Genomic DNA, 20,826 nt, shown 5'->3' with positions numbered 1-20,826 from the left:
ACATGTTTGACACACTGACCCACGGCGCTCTTTTACAAAAAACCGCCGAAGAAACAGAAGCGGAAATCTCCGCCGTTCATAAAAGAATAGAAGAAATCAGTGAACGGAATGAATGGAGAGTCCTGCAAAGCTACAGAAAACATAAAGTAAGCGATACGCATTTTACGCCTTCAACCGGATACGGCTATGATGATATCGGACGAGATACACTGGAGAAGATCTATGCTGATGTGTTCGGAGGAGAGGCGGGACTCGTGCGGCCGCAAATCATTTCCGGAACGCATGCGATTTCAATCGCGCTCTTTGGTGTGCTGAGACCCGGGGACGAATTGCTTTATATAACAGGCAAGCCTTACGATACACTCGAGGAAATCGTCGGAGTAAGAGGCGGGGAGTATTCAGGCTCGCTTAAGGAATTTCAAATCGGATACAATGCAGTCGATTTAACATCAGAAGGCAGAGTGGACTTTGAAGCGGTCCGGGCTGCAATCCAGCCGAATACAAAAGTGATCGGCATCCAGCGTTCAAAAGGATATGCGAATCGTCCGTCTTTCAGAATAAATGAAATTAAAGAGATGATTCGTTTCGTAAAGGAAATCAAAGAAGATGTCATTGTTTTTGTGGACAATTGCTACGGAGAATTTGCAGAAGAGCGGGAACCCTGCCACGTCGGAGCGGATCTTATGGCCGGCTCCCTGATTAAAAACCCGGGCGGCGGCCTTGCTAAAACGGGCGGCTATCTTGTAGGGAAAGCCAAGTGGATTGAGGCCTGCTCTTACCGGATGACCTCCCCGGGAATCGGAAGTGAAGCCGGCGCTTCGCTTTATTCACTGCAGGAAATGTATCAAGGTTTCTTTCTCGCTCCCCATGTAGTGGCGCAAAGCTTGAAGGGAGCGGTATTTACCGCCCGTTTTCTTGAAAAGCTCGGCTTTACGTCAAACCCTGCATGGAATGCGCCGAGAACGGATCTGATTCAATCAGTTGAGTTTCAGGACCCTGATAAGATGATCGCTTTTTGCCAGGCGATACAATATGCTTCACCGATTAATGCGCATGTGACGCCTTATCCGAGCTATATGCCGGGATATGAAGACGATGTCATTATGGCAGCGGGCACTTTCGTACAGGGAGCAAGCATTGAATTATCAGCAGATGGACCTATCAGACCGCCTTATGTCGCGTATGTCCAAGGAGGATTAACCTACGCGCACGTGAAAAATGCGATTTGCAGCGCCGTAAATGCTTTAATGGAAAAAGAGCTGATTTAGGCCGTTTGCAATTTTCAAAGAATTTGATGTTAAGATTCCTTACATTGTGTTGACACAAAATATAACATCACCTATAATGAGACTAAGATAAGAAAAGGAGGAAATTGAGATGAGTGATAACATTCGCCGCTCAATGCCTTTATTTCCAATTGGGATTGTCATGCAGTTAACAGAACTTTCTGCCCGGCAAATTCGATATTATGAGGAAAATGGATTGATATTTCCAGCGAGAAGCGAAGGAAATAGACGATTATTTTCATTCCATGATGTAGATAAACTGTTAGAAATCAAAAATCTGATTGAACAAGGCGTCAATATGGCGGGGATCAAACAAATTCTGGATAAGGCATCTGCCGAACCGGAAGAAAAATCCGAAAAAACCGCCAAACCGATGAAGCACAATCTGTCTGATGACGAACTCAGAAAGCTTCTGAAAAACGAACTGATGCAGGCAGGCCGTTTCCAGCGGGGAAATACTTTCCGCCAAGGTGACATGTCCCGATTCTTTCATTAATCCGTTAGCAACTGTTTTGCTATATACATTTACCTTTTAGAGGAGGAGTTTTACGAAATGGCAAAGTACACAAGAGAAGACATCGTAAAATTAGTAAATGAGGAAAACGTAAAGTATATCCGCCTTCAATTCACAGACATTCTCGGAACGATTAAAAACGTGGAAATTCCTGTGAGCCAGCTTGAAAAAGCACTTGATAATAAATGCATGTTCGACGGTTCTTCCATCGAAGGTTTCGTCCGTATCGAAGAGTCTGATATGTACTTATATCCTGATCTGAACACATTTGTAATCTTCCCATGGACGGCTGAAAAAGGTAAAGTAGCACGCTTCATCTGTGACATTTACAATCCGGACGGCACGCCGTTCGAAGGTGACCCGCGTAACAACCTCAAACGGATTCTGAAAGAAATGAAAGAACTCGGTTTCAGCGATTTCAATCTTGGACCTGAGCCTGAATTCTTCCTGTTTAAATTAGATGAAAAAGGCGAACCGACGCTTGAATTGAACGATAAAGGCGGATACTTCGACCTGGCTCCGACTGACTTGGGAGAAAACTGCCGCCGCGATATCGTGCTTGAGCTTGAAGAAATGGGCTTTGAAATCGAAGCATCTCACCATGAAGTTGCTCCGGGTCAGCACGAAATCGATTTTAAATATGCCGGTGCCATCCGTTCTTGTGACGACATCCAAACTTTCAAACTGGTTGTCAAAACGATCGCCCGCAAACACGGTCTGCATGCGACATTCATGCCAAAACCGCTGTTCGGCGTAAACGGTTCCGGTATGCACTGCAACCTATCACTCTTTAAAGATAGCGTTAACGCGTTCTTTGATAAAGACGCTGATCTTCAGCTGAGTGAAACAGCAAAACATTTCATTGCCGGTATCGTAAAACACGCGACAAGCTTTACGGCTGTCACAAACCCGACAGTGAACTCTTACAAACGCCTTGTTCCGGGCTATGAAGCACCTTGCTACGTGGCATGGAGCGCGCAAAACAGAAGCCCGCTGATCCGTATCCCGGCTTCCCGCGGCATCAGCACGCGTGTTGAAGTCCGCAGCGTAGACCCGGCGGCAAACCCGTACCTGGCGTTAAGCGTATTGCTTGCAGCAGGCCTTGACGGAATCAAAAACAAACTTGAAGCACCGGCTCCGATTGACCGCAACATCTACGTCATGAGCAAAGAAGAGCGCATGGAAAACGGCATCGTAGATCTTCCGGCGACACTGGCGGAAGCTCTCGATGAATTCAAATCAAACGAAGTCATGGTTGCGGCGCTCGGCGAGCACCTGTTCGAACACTTCATCGAAGCAAAAGAAATCGAATGGGATATGTTCCGCACACAGGTTCATCCGTGGGAGCGCGAACAATACATGTCTCAGTATTAATCTCTCAATCCCTTGGCACTATTGGTGTCAGGGGATTTTTTGGTTTCTTAACAAGTTTAACATCTTAATATAAATCAAGTATCACCCACAAAACAATAAAAAATTACTCCATAATTTGGAGATATAATCCTCATTCATATGCTACACGAAAAAAAGGTATGTCATCGCTATTGATAAACTCCATATTGTATTCTCGTTTTTTATTTGTTTTGATGATCCATTCGTTTTTATTTTCCAGCTACAGCCAATTGAACCTCTTTTTTGTGAAAAAACCACGCTTAGACTTTTCTTTAAATTTTTGAAGGAATCGGTTGATGCTGGTATCAGCCTGTTTCCTTCAATCAGAGATTCTTTCATATTAAATGAACTGAAGGTTAAGCAGATGGAAAGGCCAAAATTCCCCCTGCCTGACGGTGTTTTCAAAGTCACCAACCCATTAACCAGAGGCACAGCCGTAAAACAAATACAGACAGCGTTGGCGGCTCTTTATTTCTACCCGGATAAGGGGACAAAGAATAACGGTGTTGATGGCGTGTATGGTCCCAAAACAGCAAATGCAGTCAAGCGGTTCCAGTCAGTAAATGGTCTGACTGTTGACGGCATTTATGGGCCTAAGACAAAAGCGAAAATTGAAGAGAAATTGAAGGATAACAGGAGTTAGTAGTATCCTTTATTATCATATTGTGTCAAATTTATGAAGTTTAATTCGAATGGGAGGATTTGTTAAATGAAGGCGGGTATTATTACAGTGACTTAATTTTAAAAGGGGGAAATGTGAAATGAAAAAGTCGTTAGTATCAATGTTTTTTGTTCTGATTTTGATGTTTACTGCTATGGGAAGTGCATCAGCCTATGAATTTAAAGGTGTACTGCCTCTTAATGACAAGGTAAGTGGATCTTTTGCTGATGCCGCTGCTGCTAAAGAAGGACATGAGTGGCAATTCCATCCGGGAGCAGCTACAAAAGTAAAGTTTTATTTGTCTAAAGATAGTACAACAACTCCGTTAAAAGTTAGTATTTACAAAGAAGATATAAATACTGGAAAAGTAACTCTTGTAAATTCTTATGATTCCTCAGAATTATCGAAGTATACTATTGCAGTCAGTAAAAGCTATACTTATAGCATGAGGGTTGCTGGATATAGCACTGCAAAAACTGGCGGATCATACACATTAGAAAGTTCTGTAATTCAGTGAAAAAAAGGGAGCGATGGCTCCCTTTTAAAGTTACTATAAGTTTTTTGAGTCTTTATTAATTCCATCTCCAGTTAATTGCTCCGTCAGGGTAAACAGCAGGAACAATGATTCCTCGTTTGCTGCTGTTCTCGTCAATGATGTACCAATTTTCATCTTCTAACCATTCTTTATCGTAGCGAGTTTCATCAAGTTGTCCTTCTTCATCTATAAGATCATTAAATAGATCCCTGAAAACTTCAATTTCTTTTTCAGGTTTTAGAATTCCATACATCCACATTCCCTCACCGGAAACATCATGAATTTCTCCTAATTTCGTACCTTTAAAATATAAAATCATCTATTTTGACTCCTTTTGATGCAATTTAAAATACTCTTTTGGTATTTCGCCTCTTATGTAAATATTCAGTATCCCTTTTTGTCCAACTAAGAGCCCTTTTCTTCCAATAATCTGAATGCTTATCATTCTTAATTAGACGTTCAATTTGTTTCGGAGATAAAATAGCTACTCCTTTTACTTCTCCTGATTGAATGGCCTTTCGCAAAGCCGGCAGATTCAATTCAATAGAATTATCACCGTAATTAGTTATTACATTTTTATTCATTGTGAAATTGGTGTACGGACTATTGGACTTTTGAGCTTCTCTATATCCTCCTAAAATATGTTCTGTTACTGTGACTTGTCTGCCTTTATATATACCTTCTTTATTTATTGGCACAAGATTTCCGGTTTCCGGATCAATATGTGATTTTCCTAAGCCGTTAGCTGCTTTGGTAGAATATAAATCTTTATCCCATGATAGAGGTTTGAAGATTTGCCGGCTACTGTGCTTGCTTTCAATACTTTTCCCGTTCCAATTGCTCCTACAGGTCCAAGAGCAGCTAGAGCGCTATTAAAACTGTTCTCACGTCTCTCCTCAGAAATCTTATTTCCAAACATATCCCGGCCAGTTATAGCCTCACTAAAACCATTTGCAGATGCAAGTCCATAAAGTCCTTTGCTGGAGTTTTGAAGGGCAGGGAATGTCTTAGGTGTTTTATAGATATCAAGCGCTTTGTCTGCCCTATAAATGGCTTTGCTCGTTGAGTAGAAAGCCTTTCCGCCTTTGGCTAATTTTCCGGCCCACCCGACAATCGGAATATACCCTGCAGCAGCCATTCCCCCGGCTGCGACCCGTTGCCCGGCAGTAAGTTTTTCACCTGTAACAGGGTCAACTCCATCAGCCGCCCTTTTATAATCATAATATCCGGTAACTTCACCTGTAAAATCACAAACAACATCCCATGTTTTTTCGTACCAAGGCCTGTTCGCAAGCTCTTCCTGTTCCTTCACAATTCTTCTTTCATCAGCCTGTTGCTTTTTGAACGAAAGATATTCGGACGACTGTTTATGTAATCCTGCTTGCATCTGGTGGATTTCACTTTCCCGGTACGCCTTGGCATTATAGTTGAGCGGGGTGGCGTTTTTGCCTTTCCCTGTCGCATCTTGTAATGCCTGAAAATCTGCCATAATGAACGCCTCATTAGCTTCTAACAGCCCATATTTATTTGAAAGATTGTTATCCAGCTCACCAATTTTTGGGTTGTATCAGAATTATCTAATTTTTGATCCGCGTTATCGGTTGAAAAGAGATCGAGCGGCAGTATATCTGCGATTTTATCAAGGATACCTTTCATTTCGTTGCGCTGCTCTTGCATAATCGCTTTTGATTTATCAAGTGCGTTTGTCAATTCATGTTCAAGGAAAGATTCTTCACATAAGAGTCTGAAAGGTCGGCATCTTCAATCATAGCTTCTATGTTTGTGAGAAACGCAATTTTCATATCAATCAATTCCAGCCATTCATCTGTGACGCCAGCGTGATCTTGAAATAAAGCTTTGATGTTATCGGCGCCTTTGCCCGAAAAATCGCTGTCGCCCAGGTCTGCCATGCCTTGGAACGCATTTTTCAGGTTCGTCATTTGGCTGCGCAATTCTTTGTGTTCGTTTGCGCGTTGTTTGGCGGCAGAAAGCAGGGTGGTTGCTTCAATGATTTTCATGATCATATCCTTTCGTGATAAAATGTTATTCAAAATTTTACCACGATGAAACCCGGAGTAAATACATAACAAAACTTCCAAATACAAAATAGTTCTTTTGGTTTGGTTTATTTTTACTTTTAGCCTTTGATTCGAACTTTAAAAAATAGGTTGAATTGCCCTTTCCTCTGATTGGAATTGCGGCATGTCGAAAATTATTTCTATATATTACATATTATGCTAAACATATAATGTTTTTTGAGAAAATTTAGAATATTTGTAGAAAGAGGGGTTTATCGTATGAGTAAACTGGCTTCTGAAAGAGTTGCAAATATATTAAATGATTGGTATATCGCGATAAAACAACAAGACGCTGAGTCTGCTGAGAAATATTTTGAAGAGATCAAACCACTTTTAGATGAAATGGAAGAGGATCAAGAGGTTTTAATGTATTATTCTCTGCTGGAAGAAAGGCATAAAATGCTTTTGTAAGTTAAAGGGGAGGAGCTGCCGCCTCATTCATACTTTAATGAGAACCACGCTGATGAAATCCTAAAAACAGACCATATGATTGAATATTATTTTTATTTATTTGAAGCGCTTTTCGAGTCATATAATAGAAATTTCGAGAGCGCCATAAGTTTATTTAATATCGTTGAAAAAAAGCTTTCATTAATACCGGATGAAATTGAAGCTGCAGAATTTTATTCAAAGGTTGCCTCTATGTACATGATGTTGGGCCAGAACATCCGTTAAATTATATAACCAATGCAATGAATATCTTTAAGAATAATGAAAATTACTTGAAGCAATTTGCGACGTCTTTAATGGTGGTTGCTCATAATTACACTGAATTGGGACAATACGAAAAATCGGAGGAACATTATTTACAAGCAATTAAAGTGGCAAAGAAATTGGAAGATTCATTTTTCGTGGCTATGATTCATCACAATTTAAGCATTACATATTCAGAAGCGAAGCGGCCGCAAGATTGTCTTAATGCCATTAAGCATGCATTAAGAAATAAAGAGTGGTGTGGATTATCGTATTATATAAATTCATTATATATGATCGCAAAAGAGCTGGTGATGATGGGGGAAAACAATAAAGCATCATATTATTTGAAAAAGGGACAGGAAAATCTTAGACAAAAACAAAATAAAATATACGAAGCTAAAATAAATATTATTCATGAGCTTTCACAAAGTCCTTTAAATGAGCGTGTTGATCGGATTCACAGTCATATGAACAGATTAGCAGAACAAAATGACTTTGACAGCATTCGCGATCTAGCTCTAATCACTTCAAAAAAATTTGAAGAAAGGGGATTTTATAAAGAGGCTCTAAAGTTTTCTAATAAAGCTATTTTAGCTGAAAAGAAAATGAAGCAGTTGGAGGGAATTTGATGAAAAAGAGAATTCTTTTTGCGGCATTATCTGTTGCTTGTTTGAACGGGGTAGCTGTTGCGGGTTTTATGGGGTTTTCTAATAAACATGTAGCTGAAAAGCCAGTCGGCACATAATAAAAATCAAGTCTCAATTAAAAGATGGGGGTCATAATATGACAAAAGGCGTTAAAATAACATTATGGAGCATCTTAGGGATAGTCATCGTGTTAATGATAATGGGAGTTGTCTCTTTTTATCAGACCTCATCTTCATAAAGTGAAAAAATGTAATTAATCCCGTTATATGTACCTTTAGATTACAATAAAAATCTAAAAAGAAATAGATGTGGGCGCCCACAAAGACACCCACAAATATAATATCCTTGATGATTTGTTATTCGAAGACAAATAACAAAACCTTTTTAATTCAACGTTTATCATGCATTATGACATTGAAATATTGTCTAGGTTATAATCCGCACACAGGTTCATCCGTGGGAGCGCGAACAATATATGTCTCAGTATTAATCTCTCAATCCCTTGGCACTATTGGTGTCAGGGGATTTTTTGGTTTTGGTCATAAGATTAAAAGAACAACATTTTTGGTCCTTGACCAAAATATGACCAAAAAAATTGAAGTTATGAATCTAACTCCATAATTGAGGACACGTATTTATTGTAATCCCTTATTCGGTTTAGGATGAAGGCTAAATGAAGCTAATTATGTTCTAAAATTGAACCGGCCATTTTTATTTTCAAAAAGCAGGAGCAGGAAATTCATCAATTTTGATACGAAGTAAACTATAAGGTTTCTGTCGTAAGTCTTTTCCATAATGAAATCTAGCCTGCCGATGTAATTGGTTCACGATGACATATAAGTATTCATCCGGACCAATCGAAAAAGTATCCGGCCATAAAATTCTCGGATCATGTGCGATGGTTTCCATTGTGCCATTCGGCAGCATCTTTCGAATACTATTGTTCTCATAATCTCCGGCATAAATGGCTCCTTTCGCATCTGTAATCATTCCATCAGACGCGCCTTTTTCTCCCCAATACGCCACATGATAAAGTAAATCCATGTCCGGTATATTTCTATCTCTCAGGGCTTCTGTTGAGATCGAGAACAGATGACGGCTGGTCAGTGGACAAAAAAATAATACCTTTCCGTCAGGAGAAATCGCAATACCGTCGGATGCCAGCCTAAATGGGGAAGTTGAACCATCCCTGTTACGATTCATCAAAATTTTGCCTTCTACTTTCGGTATAAAATAGGAATCCGGTGAAGTTGGATTTGCTCCATTTAACCGTCTAAATGCGTTTCCGGTTTCTAAATCCACGACGATAATAGCTCCTGGTCCTTTGGAAGAAGAATCCGTTATATAGGCATAACCTGCAGTTCCAACACGAAAATCAAATCGGACATCATTCAGGTAAGTTGTTGGAAGGACAACATCTTCTGTAAAGGTATAAACTCTTCTGATTGTATTGGTTTTTAAATCAACAGCGACTAATTTTGCCCCGCCTTTAATTGGTTCAGAAAAATTGGGTGCCGCCGTATCTAGTACCCAAAGCGTTCCTCTTCCATCAGTAACTACACTTTGGACACTGATGAAAGTCATTTTGATATTCTCAGGGTTAACCAAATTGGTTTGTAAATCAGGATAAGGCTGCAATTTATCCCCAATTATTTCCGCCACCGTAAATTTAACATTGTCTCCCCATTTCGGAAAACAAATGAAAATACGACCAGTTTCTGAAACAGTAACACCGGTAGGCATAGCTCCATAAAATGCATAAACCAGTTCTAAATCCCCAAAATATTTTTCAAAAGGCAGCATAGGTTTCATAATATCCTCCTCAACCAATTAAACGGGATATCACTTATATATGATTCGCATTTTTTCTAGTGCATGTTTCTTAATAAGTTTTTCTAAACAAAAGATGATGGAAGTTCTTATCATTTAATAAGTCAGTCAGGTGACACAGGGGGGGTTACTTAACGTCTGTCGAAGCAGTCGGCAATTACAACATGGTATGTCCTTTGGTCGGTTTTAAATTCTCTGAAAAAAGAGTTGAAAAAGCAGAAAAGATTTTATAATATGAAATCAAGTTAGTTTGTTCGATCAACAAACTAATAAAACCACTTTAATTGTCCATCATGTAAAGGTCTTAAATGGGAGGGGGATAAGAGGCTCGATTTAATTGGAGGTATATAAAAAGCGAAAGCCAAGCTTTTATCCTGTTCACTGCTATCTGATCACCATTTGGATGTTGAAAATGCTCTGTGAAAGTAAACCGCTATCATTTTTTTGAAAGCGCTTTTATATGCCGCTCACTGGCTGATAATTTTAAAGAAATGTTATACCATTTCATCATGTTCCTTATGTAAAGGATCGAAAAGGGGAGGAAATCATGCTCAGTGAAAATGTAAAGAAGATCAGCATGGTTGAAAAAGTTGGATATGCGTCTGGAGATTTTGCATGTAATTTAATTTATGCAACAGTGTCTACGTATCTTTTGTTCTTCTATACAGATGTTTTTGGTTTATCGGCAGCAACAGCCGGTACGATGTTTTTAGTGGTTAGAATCATCGACGCTCTCGCTGATCCTTTTATTGGAACAATAGTTGACAGAACAAATAGCAGGTTTGGCCGCTTCAGACCGTATCTTTTATTCGGAGCTTTTCCCTTTGTCATATTGGCAATACTCTGTTTTACAACCCCGGATTTTTCGGATATGGGGAAATTAATATATGCCTATATCACCTATGTCGGCTTATCGCTTACATACACCATGATAAACGTGCCATATGGCGCGTTAACATCTGCAATGACCAGAAATAATCAAGAAGTTGTTAGTATAACGTCTGTCCGTATGTTATTTGCAAATCTTGGAGGACTTGTCGTTGCATTTTTTGTTCCCTTACTGGCTGCTTATTTAAGCGATAATTCCGGCAGCGAATCTCTTGGCTGGCAGCTAACCATGGGTATTATGGGAGTTATAGGCGGGTGCCTTTTAATCTTTTGTTTTAAAAGCACAAAAGAGCGTGTCACGCTTCAAAAATCGGAAGAAAAAATTAAATTTTCGGATATATTTGAGCAATTTCGTGTTAATCGGCCTCTAGTTGTATTAAGTATTTTCTTTATTATTATTTTTGGAGTGAATTCAATCAGTAATTCGGTTGGCATCTATTACGTAACGTATAATTTAGAAAGAGCGGATTTAGTGAAGTGGTACGGTTTGTTGGGAAGTTTGCCTGCTTTGGTCATTTTACCGTTTATTCCAAAGCTTCATCAATTATTAGGGAAGAAGAAATTACTAAACTATGCATTATTACTGAATATGATCGGCCTCTTAGCTTTACTTTTCGTTCCGTCAAGTAATGTATTCCTGATACTTTCCTTTCGATTGCTGGCTGCTGCAGGAAGTCTCACTGCCGGGGGATATATGTGGGCGCTTATTCCTGAAACAATAGAATATGGAGAGTATAAGACCGGGAAAAGAATGGGCGGTCTTATATACGCTATTATCGGATTTTTCTTTAAATTCGGCATGGCCTTGGGAGGGGTTGTACCGGGTTTGGTTCTAGATCAGTTTGGATATGTGGCAAATCAGGTGCAAACGCCGGAGGCATTGACGGGAATTTTAATTACAACAACCATTATTCCCGTGTTCTTACTGGTTCTGGCCATGATTGATATTAATTTCTATAACTTAGATGAGAAAAAATATAAAAGCATGGTTCGAGAATTAGAGAATAGAGACAAAGTTTATTTGGATCATATTGACGATTTCAAAGCTTAAAACATGATGAGTCAACAGAAAATAGCTGAGGAGGAGTTCAAAATGAAGATCATCAATCCAGTACTTAAAGGATTCAACCCCGATCCGAGTATTTGCAGGGTTGGAGAGGATTATTATATCGCTGTATCTACATTTGAGTGGTTTCCGGGAGTCCAGATACACCACTCAAAAGATTTAGTCAATTGGCGCTTAGTTGCACATCCATTAAAGAGAGTTTCGCAATTAGACATGAAAGGAAATCCTAATTCAGGCGGGGTCTGGGCGCCATGTTTAAGTTACAGCGACGGAAAGTTTTGGCTGATCTATACGGATGTTAAGGTAGTAGATGGCGCCTGGAAAGATTGCCACAATTATTTAGTGACTTGTGACACGATTGATGGTGATTGGGGGGAGCCGATCACATTAAACAGCTCGGGTTTTGATGCTTCTTTGTTCCATGATACGGATGGGAAAAAATATTTATTAAATATGTTATGGGATCAGCGTATTGATCGGCACTCCTTTGGAGGCATTGTCATGCAGGAATATTCTGATAAGGAGCAAAAACTAATCGGTAAACCGAAAGTGATTTTTAAAGGAACTGAAAGAAAGCTGACAGAAGCGCCGCACCTTTACCGTATCGGGAACTATTATTATTTATTAACCGCAGAAGGAGGAACACGGTTCGAACATGCTGCTACAATTGCCCGTTCTGCAAATATTGAGGGTCCATATGAAGTACATCCTGATAATCCTATCTTAACGTCATGGCATGCGCCGGAAAATCCGCTGCAAAAATGCGGACATGCATCCATTGTACAAACACATACAGGCGAGTGGTATTTAGCTCATTTAACGGGACGTCCCATTCACCCGGACGATGATTCAATTTTTCAGCAGAGAGGATATTGTCCTCTGGGCAGAGAAACAGCTATTCAAAAGCTCTATTGGAAAGATGGCTGGCCTTATGTAGAAGGCGGAAAAGAAGGGAGCTTGGAAGTGGAAGCGCCTTCTATACCTGAAACAATGTTTGAAGAAACCTATCCGGAAGTTGATGAATTTGAGGATGCAATATTAAATATTAATTTTCAAACGTTAAGAATCCCGTTTACGGAGAAATTAGGTTCATTAACTCAAGCGCCAAATCATTTACGATTATACGGCCATGAATCCTTAACTTCGACATTTACTCAGGCATTTGTAGCCAGACGCTGGCAAAGCCTCCATTTTGAAGCGGAAACGGCTGTTGCGTTTTATCCGGAAAATTTTCAGCAAGCCGCTGGTTTGGTGAACTATTACAATACAGAGAATTGGACGGCTCTTCAAGTCACGTATGATGAAGAACTTGGCCGTATTCTTGAATTAACGATATGTGATAACTTTTCTTTTTCACAACCGTTAAAAAATAAAATTGTGATTCCTCGTGAAGTCAAGTATGTCTATTTAAAAGTGAATATTGAAAACGAAAAATATTATTATTTGTATTCATTTAACAAAGAAGATTGGCACAAAATCGACATTGCATTAGAATCGAAAAAATTATCAGATGATTACATCCGCGGCGGGGGATTCTTTACAGGAGCTTTTGTAGGGATGCAATGCCAAGATACGAGCGGTCATCATATTCCGGCCGACTTCAGATATTTCCGTTATAAAGAAAAATAATTAGCACATGAAAAAGGAGATTTCTATTTTAGAACTCCTTTTTCATATTAGAAGGTGCCTTTGTCAGTATTGATTCAGAAATACTCCTAGAATAAAAAAACCCATCTTTAAAGATGAGCGTAAAACATAGAAGTATGTACATTTCAGTTATGAACCATGTCGAGAAAATGATCAATAACAATAGAGGACATTCCTAGAGCAGGGGCATTTTTTCCTAAGATAGATGGTAATAATTCATAGCTATTGTCTAGTTGGGAATAAACCCTCGATGACACTTCGCTTTTAATTGAATGTAAAACCATAGGATGCGATTCAATGATGCTGTTTCTTAAAATGATGGCTTGCGGATTAAATGTATTTAAAATATTGGTCAGGCCTATTCCTAAATAGAAACCAAAATTCTGTAATGCCTGTAAAGTTCCAACATCATTCAGATGGGCGAGGTCTATGATATCTTGGCTGGACACTTTTTTCTCTTTCGTCTGAAGAGATGTTAATAAAGCCTTCTCTGAAGCATACAATTCCCAGCAGCCTCGGTTTCCGCAGCTGCATTTAGGACCCTTAAAGTCTATTGTCATATGTCCCATTTCTCCAGAGAATCCGCCAACCCCTCTATATAAATGATTGTTGATCATAACGCCGATCCCTATTCCTGTACCGATACTTGCATAAATAATGTTATCGTGATTTTTTGCAGCACCAAATACTTTTTCTCCATATGCGCCGGCATTTGCCTCATTTTCAATAAAAACGGGCACATTGAACTTCTTTTGGATGAAAGATTTTAAGTCAATATCTCTCCAGTTGGCGTTCGGAGCGAAAACGATTTTTTGATTTTTGTCAATCAGCCCGGGCGCGCATATCCCTATACCAATAAGGCCGTATGGAGATTGCGGCATATTTGCAATAAAGTGATGAATCATCTCAATTAAAATATCTTTAGTGATTTCTGGAGAATTGCATTCCAAATGGTGGTGTTGATCAAGGACGATCGTCCCTTCAAGATCTGTTAAAATGCCATTAACATAATCCACGCCAACATCTATTCCTACGGAGTATCCTGCTTTTTTATTAAAAACAAGCATAACAGGTCTTCTGCCGCCGCTTGATTGTCCCTGACCGATTTCAAATACGAGGTTTTCTTTCATTAATGTGTTTACCTGTGACGAAACAGTTGATTTATTTAATCCGGTCATTTCAGATAATTTTGCTCTTGAAATAGGTGAATTTTTAAGTATTTCGTTTAGCAATAACTTTTGGTTAACTTTTTTGACAAAGGCTTGATCAGCGATATCCACTTCATCCACTCCATTTGTATAATCTTTAAATTAAGTTGAACGTTCTGTGTTATCGTGCGAAACGCAGTACATAGCGAATCCAACCTTTATTATATCTAATGTGTTCGTAAAAAACTAAAAAAAATATTGAAAATACTGATGAGGTTATATAAGATGAAAATAAGTTAGTTTGTTTGGGCAACAAACTAATGTGCAACATGACATAAAAGCATCTGTATTTGAATGATCATGTTTAGAATTTATTTTTAAGGGGGAAATCACACATGGCTCACTCTCATTCCGGTTCGGTCAACTATTTTGAAAGCGCAAACAAATTGATTTACGAAGGGAAAGAATCCACGAATCCTTTAGCATTTAAATACTATAATTCTCAAGAAGTAATTGGCGGAAAAACGATGAAAGAGCATTTGCGATTTTCTATTGCCTATTGGCATACATTTACCGCTGACGGCACAGACATTTTTGGCGCAGCTACGATGCAAAGACCGTGGGATCACTATAAAGGCATGGATCTGGCGAGAGCGAGGGTAGATGCAGCGTTTGAGCTGTTTGAAAAACTGGATGCGCCATTTTTTGCTTTTCATGACCGGGATATCGCACCGGAAGGAAGTACGTTAAAAGAGACAAATCAAAATCTGGATATAATCGTGGACATGATAAAAGACTACATGAGAACCAGCGGCGTTAAGCTATTATGGAATACTGCAAACATGTTTACGAATCCCCGTTTCGTCCATGGTGCGGCGACTTCTTGTAATGCAGATGTATTTGCGTATGCCGCAGCCCAAGTAAAAAAAGGATTAGAAACAGCAAAGGAGCTTGGCGCCGAGAACTATGTATTTTGGGGCGGACGTGAAGGGTACGAAACTTTGTTAAATACCGATTTAAAATTTGAGCTTGATAATATGGCCAGATTTATGCATATGGCAGCGGATTATGCGAAGGAAATCGGGTATACAGGGCAGTTTTTGATTGAACCAAAACCAAAAGAGCCGACCACCCATCAATATGATACGGACGCAGCAACAACCATTGCCTTTTTAAAACAATATGGCTTAGAGAATCATTTTAAATTAAATCTCGAAGCCAATCATGCCACATTAGCCGGGCATACATTCGAACATGAATTACGCATGGCGAGAGTGCATGGCCTTCTTGGCTCTGTTGACGCGAATCAGGGTGATCCGCTTTTAGGCTGGGACACAGATGAATTTCCGACAGATTTATATTCTGCGACATTAGCAATGTACGAAATCCTGCAAAATGGCGGTCTTGGAAGCGGCGGATTAAACTTTGACGCAAAGGTGAGGAGATCTTCTTTTGAGCCTGATGATTTACTATATGCCCATGTTGCAGGGATGGATACATTTGCAAGAGGGTTGAAAGCCGCCCACAAATTAATCGAAGATCGTGTGTTTGAAGATGTGATTCAACACCGTTACCGCAGCTTTACTGAAGGGATTGGGCTTGAAATTGCAGAAGGAAGAGCTGATTTTAAGACGCTTGAGCAATATGCGCTGAACAATCAGCCAATTAAAAACGAATCAGGGAGACAGGAGCGGTTAAAAGCGATATTAAACCAATACATTTTAGAGGTATAACAAATGAAAAAAGAAGCTCCAGATCCCGCTATAAAAAGATGCAGGCAGCCGAGTTCCCGGAATGGCCCGTCATGAAGTTACTGTTATGGCGGGTCATTTCAATGGAGATCTATTTAGAGAGGAAGGAGTGAAAAAATGAAGTATGTCATTGGAATAGATCTTGGTACGAGTGCCGTTAAAACCATTTTAGTCAATCAAAACGGCAAGGTTTGTGCAGAAACGTCCAAAAGTTACCCGCTCATCCAAGAGAAGGCGGGATATAGTGAGCAAAATCCTGAAGACTGGGTGCAGCAAACAATTGAAGCATTGGCTGAATTGATTTCGATATCCAACGTTCAAGCCGGGGATATTGACGGGATTAGCTATTCAGGACAAATGCATGGGTTAGTACTGCTTGATCAAGATCGGCGGGTGCTGCGTCATGCGATTCTTTGGAATGATACCAGAACGACGCCTCAATGTAGCAGGATGACCGAGACATTTGGCGATCATCTGCTTGATATCACAAAAAACCGTGTCCTTGAAGGGTTTACATTACCTAAAATGTTATGGGTGAAGGAACATGAGCCTGAACTTTTTAACAAAACCGCTGTTTTTTTGCTTCCGAAAGACTATGTGAGATTCCGCATGACTGGCGCCATTCACACCGAATACTCCGATGCGGCGGGAACGTTACTTTTACATATGACCCGCAAAGAGTGGAGCGATGAGATTTGCAATCAATATGGTATTTCAGCGGAAATTTGTCCTCCGCTTGTTGAATCCCATGACTGTGTAGGATCGCTGCTTCCGAGCGTTGCGGCGGAGACTGGGCTGTTGGAAAAAACAAAAGTGTACGCCGGGGGAGCAGACAATGCTTGCGGTGCTGTCGGAGCCGGTATTCTTTCTTCCGGAAAAACATTATGCAGTATCGGGACGTCAGGAGTCATACTTTCCTGTGAAGAAGACAAAGAAAGGGACTTTAAAGGGAAAGTGCACTTTTTTAATCATGGAAAGAAGGATTCTTTTTATACGATGGGAGTCACGCTCGCTGCTGGATACAGCTTAGACTGGTTCAAAAGAACGTTTGCGCCGAACGAATCGTTTGAACAATTATTGCGGGGGGTGGAATCTGTTCCGATAGGAGCAAATGGACTGCTGTACACTCCTTACTTAGTCGGTGAAAGAACGCCGCATGCTGATTCATCTATTCGGGGAAGCTTGATCGGAATGGACGGAGCCCATAAAAGAGAGCACTTTTTGAGGGCGATAATGGAAGGCATCACATTCTCTTTATATGAATCAATTGAGCTATTCCGCGAAGCGGGAAAATCAGTTGATACGGTTGTCTCTATTGGCGGGGGAGCTAAAAATGAAACGTGGCTTCAAATGCAGGCTGATATTTTCAATACGAGGGTTGTTAAGTTAGAGAATGAACAAGGTCCCGCCATGGGGGCTGCGATGTTAGCTGCCTTCGGAAGCGGGTGGTTTGACTCTCTTGAAGAATGTGCAGAGCAGTTCATTCATGAAGCAGCTGCATTTAATCCAAAAGAACAAAATGTTCAAAAATATAAAACACTATTCGAGTTGTATAAGAACATTTACGTTCACACAAAAGATCTCAATACAGCTTTAAAGAGCTTTCGACAAAAATGAAGAAAGAACCTCGCCAAATTGGCCAGGTTCTTTTTATATTGCACAAAAACAGACACGGTGATATAATCAGAACACGCGCGCTTTCTTTTTGAAAAGTCATAGATATCCATCTTATATTATGATTATATCATGCTGAAAAGCTCTTGTCAAATTTTTTTGAAGGGGAGATATAGAATGAGTTCTTTGGTTCTCGGCATTCACGAAATTGAAAAAACACAGCCTTTGCTCGTTGGAGGAAAAGGGTTACATTTAGGGGAATTATCAAAAATTCAAGGAATACAAGTACCGGAAGGATTTTGTGTCACAACCGCAGGATATCAAAAAGCCATTGAACAAAACGAAACGTTACAAGCGCTGTTGGTTCAACTGACCATGCTGAAAGCGGAGAATCGGGATCAAATTGGTGAAGTCAGCAAAAAAATCCGGCAAACCATTATGGAAGCAGAAATTCCTTCAGATGTAGTCAAAGCAGTTGCTTGCCATCTCTCCCGGTTTGGCGAAGAACATGCCTATGCCGTACGTTCCAGTGCGACAGCTGAGGATTTACCACATGCCTCTTTTGCCGGTCAACAAGACACCTATTTAAATATTACCGGCTTAGATACGATCTTGCAGCATATCAGTAAATGTTGGGCGTCCCTATTTACGGATCGCGCGGTCATTTACCGTATGCAAAATGGATTTGATCACAGACAAGTTTATTTATCCGTTATCATCCAAAGGATGGTGTTCCCTCAGGCTTCGGGAATTTTATTTACCGCTGATCCGATGACCGGAAACCGAAAGCTGCTGTCCATCGATGCCGGTTTTGGACTTGGTGAAGCACTGGTCTCCGGCTTAGTCTCTGCCGATTGTTATAAAGTACAGGACGGGCAAATCGTCGATAAGAGAATAGAAACTAAAAAATTGGCTATCTATGGACGAAAAGAAGGCGGAACAGAAACACAGGAAATCGCTCTTGATCAGCAAAAGATTCAAACACTGACTGATGAACAAATTTTACAGCTGGCACGTATCGGGAGACAGATCGAAGCTCATTTCGGCCAGCCGCAAGATATCGAATGGTGTTTGGACCGCGATACTTTTTATATTGTTCAAAGTCGTCCGATCACAACGTTATACCCCGTTCCTGAAGCGAACGATCAAGAAAATCACGTCTATATCTCTGTTGGTCATCAGCAAATGATGACGGATCCCATAAAACCCCTTGGATTGTCTTTTTTTCTGTTGACGACTGCTGCACCCATGCGTAAAGCCGGCGGAAGGCTATTCGTTGATGTCACACATCAACTGGCATCCCCTAATGTCAGAGAAGTTTTCTTAAAAGGCATGGGGCAGCACGATCCGCTCTTAAAAGACGCACTTATGACCATAATAGAGCGAGATGATTTCATTAAGCCGATACCTGATAAAACGGCACCGATTCCCGGCAAAGGCAATGCAGATATGCCGGAACAAGCTGAAAACGATCCGGCAATTGTTTCTGATTTGATTAAGAGCAGTCAAGCATCGATAGAAGAGTTAAAACAAAACATCCAGACGAAATCAGGATCTGATTTATTTCGTTTTATTTTGGAAGATATCAAGGAATTAAAGAAGATTCTATTTAACCCAAAAAGTTCGGTGTTGATTCGAACTGCAATGGATGCTTCATCATGGATTAACGAAAAAATGAACGAGTGGTTAGGTGAAAAAAACGCAGCAGATACGCTTTCTCAATCTGTACCCCATAATATTACTTCAGAAATGGGGCTTGCGCTATTGGACGTCGCCGATGTGATCCGCCCTTATCCAGAAGTAATTGCCTATTTAGAGAATGTAAAAGATGATCACTTTTTGGATGGGCTGGTGACGTTTGAAGGCGGGCGGGAAACCCGTGACGCTATCTATGCTTATCTCAACAAGTACGGAATGCGATGTGCCGGAGAAATTGATATGACAAGAACTCGATGGAGCGAAAAACCAACTGCACTTGTCCCTATGATTCTTAATAATCTCAAAAACTTTGAGCCAAATGCCAGCCAGCGGAAATTTGAGCAAGGGCGGCGGGAGGCGTTGAAGAAAGAACAAGAGTTATTAGACCGATTGAAGCAATTACCGGATGGTGAACAAAAAGCCAAAGAAACTAAACGAATGATCCGCATCATCCGGAACTTCAGCGGGTTCAGAGAATATCCAAAATACGGCATGATCAGCCGCTACTTCGTTTATAAGCAGGCTTTACTGAAAGAAGCCGAACAACTCGCAAAAGCGGGCGTTATTCATGAAAAAGAGGACATATACTATCTCACTTTTGAAGAACTTCAGGAAGTCGTACGCACACATAAATTGGATTACCAAATCATCAGCACACGAAAAGGCGAGTACCAAGTATATGAAAAACTATCTCCGCCGCGTGTTATCACATCTGACGGTGAAATCGTTACAGGCGAGTACAAACGAGAAAATCTCCCGGCCGGAGCGATTGCAGGGCTGCCCGTTTCCTCGGGAGTCATAGAGGGGCGGGCACGGGTTATTTTAAACATGGAAGATGCCGATTTGGAAGATGGGGATATATTAGTTACCTCCTATACTGATCCCAGCTGGACACCATTGTTTGTATCCATAAAAGGCCTGGTCACTGAAGTTGGCGGACTGATGACCCACGGAGCGGTTATCGCGCGTGAATACGGCTTACCTGCAGTTGTCGGAGTTGAAAATGCAACCCAATTGATAAAAGATGGGCAGCGAATACGCGTTCATGGAACAGAAGGCTCTATTGAAATATTATAATAGCGGGGTGTGCAGCACGTCACCAGATATTTCCCGCATTTTACTAAGAAAAGCCGGAACCTCTTAGAGGAGGAATCCGGTTTTTTTTATGTGAAAATGACTTAATGTGTGAACACCGTATTTTGTGGGCGGACCCTTTTTAAATGAGTGTGGAAGGCCGCTAAGATACCAAACAACAAAAAAGATTCAGTGACTAAATCTAACGAATGACAATTTTATAAAGGAGGTGAGTAATATCCTTTTTAAGTTCACAACATTTGTAATCCTGATGAATTAATAACAACTATTTAGGGGCTAT

Annotated in this window: 15 protein-coding genes and 2 pseudogenes; 12 read left to right on the top strand and 5 right to left on the bottom strand. The window is 40.4% G+C overall.

Going from position 1 to position 20,826, the window contains the following annotated elements; translation table 11 throughout:
- Positions 1-2 precede the first annotated feature (2 nt).
- The 5 genes and pseudogenes from ABK447_RS11815 to ABK447_RS11795 all read left to right on the top strand — a co-directional run bounded on the left by ABK447_RS11815 (position 3) and on the right by ABK447_RS11795 (position 4,370).
- Positions 3-1,268, top strand: a complete 1,266-nt coding sequence (locus tag ABK447_RS11815; protein ID WP_025284770.1) for an aminotransferase class I/II-fold pyridoxal phosphate-dependent enzyme — start codon at positions 3-5, stop codon at positions 1,266-1,268.
- Between the two features lie 109 nt (positions 1,269-1,377).
- Positions 1,378-1,782: a MerR family transcriptional regulator gene (locus ABK447_RS11810; protein WP_007410366.1), complete on the top strand. Its 405-nt coding sequence runs from the start codon at positions 1,378-1,380 to the stop codon at positions 1,780-1,782.
- Positions 1,783-1,839: 57 nt separating this feature from the next.
- Positions 1,840-3,174, top strand: coding sequence for a type I glutamate--ammonia ligase (glnA, locus tag ABK447_RS11805; RefSeq protein WP_007410365.1), 1,335 nt, complete (start codon positions 1,840-1,842; stop codon positions 3,172-3,174).
- Between the two features lie 397 nt (positions 3,175-3,571).
- Positions 3,572-3,835, top strand: a pseudogene (locus tag ABK447_RS11800) (peptidoglycan-binding protein); the annotation flags it as partial.
- 118 nt (positions 3,836-3,953) lie between these two features.
- Positions 3,954-4,370 carry a hypothetical protein gene (locus tag ABK447_RS11795; protein ID WP_059366952.1) on the top strand — a complete coding sequence of 139 codons (417 nt, stop codon included), beginning with the start codon at positions 3,954-3,956 and terminating at the stop codon, positions 4,368-4,370.
- Positions 4,371-4,425: 55 nt separating this feature from the next.
- Here ABK447_RS11795 and ABK447_RS11790 read toward each other — a convergent pair whose 3' ends face one another.
- From ABK447_RS11790 to ABK447_RS11780, 3 genes and pseudogenes are all read right to left on the bottom strand, one after another.
- A complete protein-coding gene (locus ABK447_RS11790; protein WP_059366950.1) occupies positions 4,426-4,707 on the bottom strand; it encodes a hypothetical protein in 282 nt (93 codons plus the stop codon).
- A gap of 25 nt (positions 4,708-4,732) precedes the next feature.
- Positions 4,733-5,086 (bottom strand): hypothetical protein, encoded by a 354-nt coding sequence (locus tag ABK447_RS11785; RefSeq protein WP_079978832.1) that lies wholly within the window; start codon positions 5,084-5,086, stop codon positions 4,733-4,735.
- A gap of 110 nt (positions 5,087-5,196) precedes the next feature.
- Positions 5,197-6,406: pseudogene (locus ABK447_RS11780) on the bottom strand (ribonuclease YeeF family protein); the annotation flags it as partial.
- Between the two features lie 279 nt (positions 6,407-6,685).
- Here ABK447_RS11780 and ABK447_RS11775 point away from each other — a divergent pair.
- The gene (locus ABK447_RS11775; RefSeq protein ID WP_160223069.1) at positions 6,686-6,877 is read left to right on the top strand and encodes a hypothetical protein; all 192 of its coding nucleotides are present in this window, start codon (positions 6,686-6,688) and stop codon (positions 6,875-6,877) included.
- A 311-nt stretch (positions 6,878-7,188) separates the two neighbouring features.
- Complete coding sequence (locus ABK447_RS11770) at positions 7,189-7,791, top strand: tetratricopeptide repeat protein (protein WP_059366946.1); 603 nt, start codon at positions 7,189-7,191, stop codon at positions 7,789-7,791.
- 735 nt (positions 7,792-8,526) lie between these two features.
- Here ABK447_RS11770 and ABK447_RS11765 read toward each other — a convergent pair.
- Complete coding sequence (locus tag ABK447_RS11765) at positions 8,527-9,621, bottom strand: L-dopachrome tautomerase-related protein (RefSeq protein ID WP_046702328.1); 1,095 nt, start codon at positions 9,619-9,621, stop codon at positions 8,527-8,529.
- 565 nt (positions 9,622-10,186) lie between these two features.
- Between ABK447_RS11765 and ABK447_RS11760 the strand changes: the two genes are divergently transcribed.
- A complete protein-coding gene (locus tag ABK447_RS11760; RefSeq protein ID WP_007410362.1) occupies positions 10,187-11,578 on the top strand; it encodes an MFS transporter in 1,392 nt (463 codons plus the stop codon).
- Positions 11,579-11,620: 42 nt separating this feature from the next.
- Entirely contained in the window at positions 11,621-13,222 is a 1,602-nt protein-coding gene (xynB, locus tag ABK447_RS11755) for a xylan 1,4-beta-xylosidase (protein ID WP_046702327.1), read from the top strand.
- A 143-nt stretch (positions 13,223-13,365) separates the two neighbouring features.
- Here xynB and ABK447_RS11750 read toward each other — a convergent pair whose 3' ends face one another.
- The gene (locus tag ABK447_RS11750; protein WP_025284775.1) at positions 13,366-14,520 is read right to left on the bottom strand and encodes a xylose repressor; all 1,155 of its coding nucleotides are present in this window, start codon (positions 14,518-14,520) and stop codon (positions 13,366-13,368) included.
- A gap of 263 nt (positions 14,521-14,783) precedes the next feature.
- Here ABK447_RS11750 and xylA point away from each other — a divergent pair, with 263 nt between their 5' ends.
- From xylA to ppsA, 3 genes are all read left to right on the top strand, one after another.
- Positions 14,784-16,121 carry a xylose isomerase gene (gene xylA / locus ABK447_RS11745; RefSeq protein WP_053104422.1) on the top strand — a complete coding sequence of 446 codons (1,338 nt, stop codon included), beginning with the start codon at positions 14,784-14,786 and terminating at the stop codon, positions 16,119-16,121.
- Between the two features lie 135 nt (positions 16,122-16,256).
- The gene (gene xylB, locus ABK447_RS11740; RefSeq protein ID WP_046702326.1) at positions 16,257-17,756 is read left to right on the top strand and encodes a xylulokinase; all 1,500 of its coding nucleotides are present in this window, start codon (positions 16,257-16,259) and stop codon (positions 17,754-17,756) included.
- Between the two features lie 174 nt (positions 17,757-17,930).
- Positions 17,931-20,528: a phosphoenolpyruvate synthase gene (ppsA, locus tag ABK447_RS11735; RefSeq protein ID WP_046702325.1), complete on the top strand. Its 2,598-nt coding sequence runs from the start codon at positions 17,931-17,933 to the stop codon at positions 20,526-20,528.
- The last annotated feature ends 298 nt before the right edge of the window (positions 20,529-20,826 follow it).

It is taken from the genome of Bacillus sp. hwrm1, assembly GCF_040207805.1.
GTDB classification, from domain to species: Bacteria; Bacillota; Bacilli; order Bacillales; family Bacillaceae; genus Bacillus; species Bacillus velezensis.
This window is presented reverse-complemented; position numbering and strand designations above follow the sequence as displayed.

Coding starts and splice junctions, on each gene's coding strand:
- ABK447_RS11815 (WP_025284770.1), top strand. CDS start 3: ATGTTTGACACACTGACCCACGGCGCTCTTTTACAAAAAACCGCCGAA.
- ABK447_RS11810 (WP_007410366.1), top strand. CDS start 1,378: ATGAGTGATAACATTCGCCGCTCAATGCCTTTATTTCCAATTGGGATT.
- glnA (WP_007410365.1), top strand. CDS start 1,840: ATGGCAAAGTACACAAGAGAAGACATCGTAAAATTAGTAAATGAGGAA.
- ABK447_RS11795 (WP_059366952.1), top strand. CDS start 3,954: ATGAAAAAGTCGTTAGTATCAATGTTTTTTGTTCTGATTTTGATGTTT.
- ABK447_RS11790 (WP_059366950.1), bottom strand. CDS start 4,707: ATGATTTTATATTTTAAAGGTACGAAATTAGGAGAAATTCATGATGTT.
- ABK447_RS11775 (WP_160223069.1), top strand. CDS start 6,686: ATGAGTAAACTGGCTTCTGAAAGAGTTGCAAATATATTAAATGATTGG.
- ABK447_RS11765 (WP_046702328.1), bottom strand. CDS start 9,621: ATGAAACCTATGCTGCCTTTTGAAAAATATTTTGGGGATTTAGAACTG.
- ABK447_RS11760 (WP_007410362.1), top strand. CDS start 10,187: ATGCTCAGTGAAAATGTAAAGAAGATCAGCATGGTTGAAAAAGTTGGA.
- xynB (WP_046702327.1), top strand. CDS start 11,621: ATGAAGATCATCAATCCAGTACTTAAAGGATTCAACCCCGATCCGAGT.
- xylA (WP_053104422.1), top strand. CDS start 14,784: ATGGCTCACTCTCATTCCGGTTCGGTCAACTATTTTGAAAGCGCAAAC.
- xylB (WP_046702326.1), top strand. CDS start 16,257: ATGAAGTATGTCATTGGAATAGATCTTGGTACGAGTGCCGTTAAAACC.
- ppsA (WP_046702325.1), top strand. CDS start 17,931: ATGAGTTCTTTGGTTCTCGGCATTCACGAAATTGAAAAAACACAGCCT.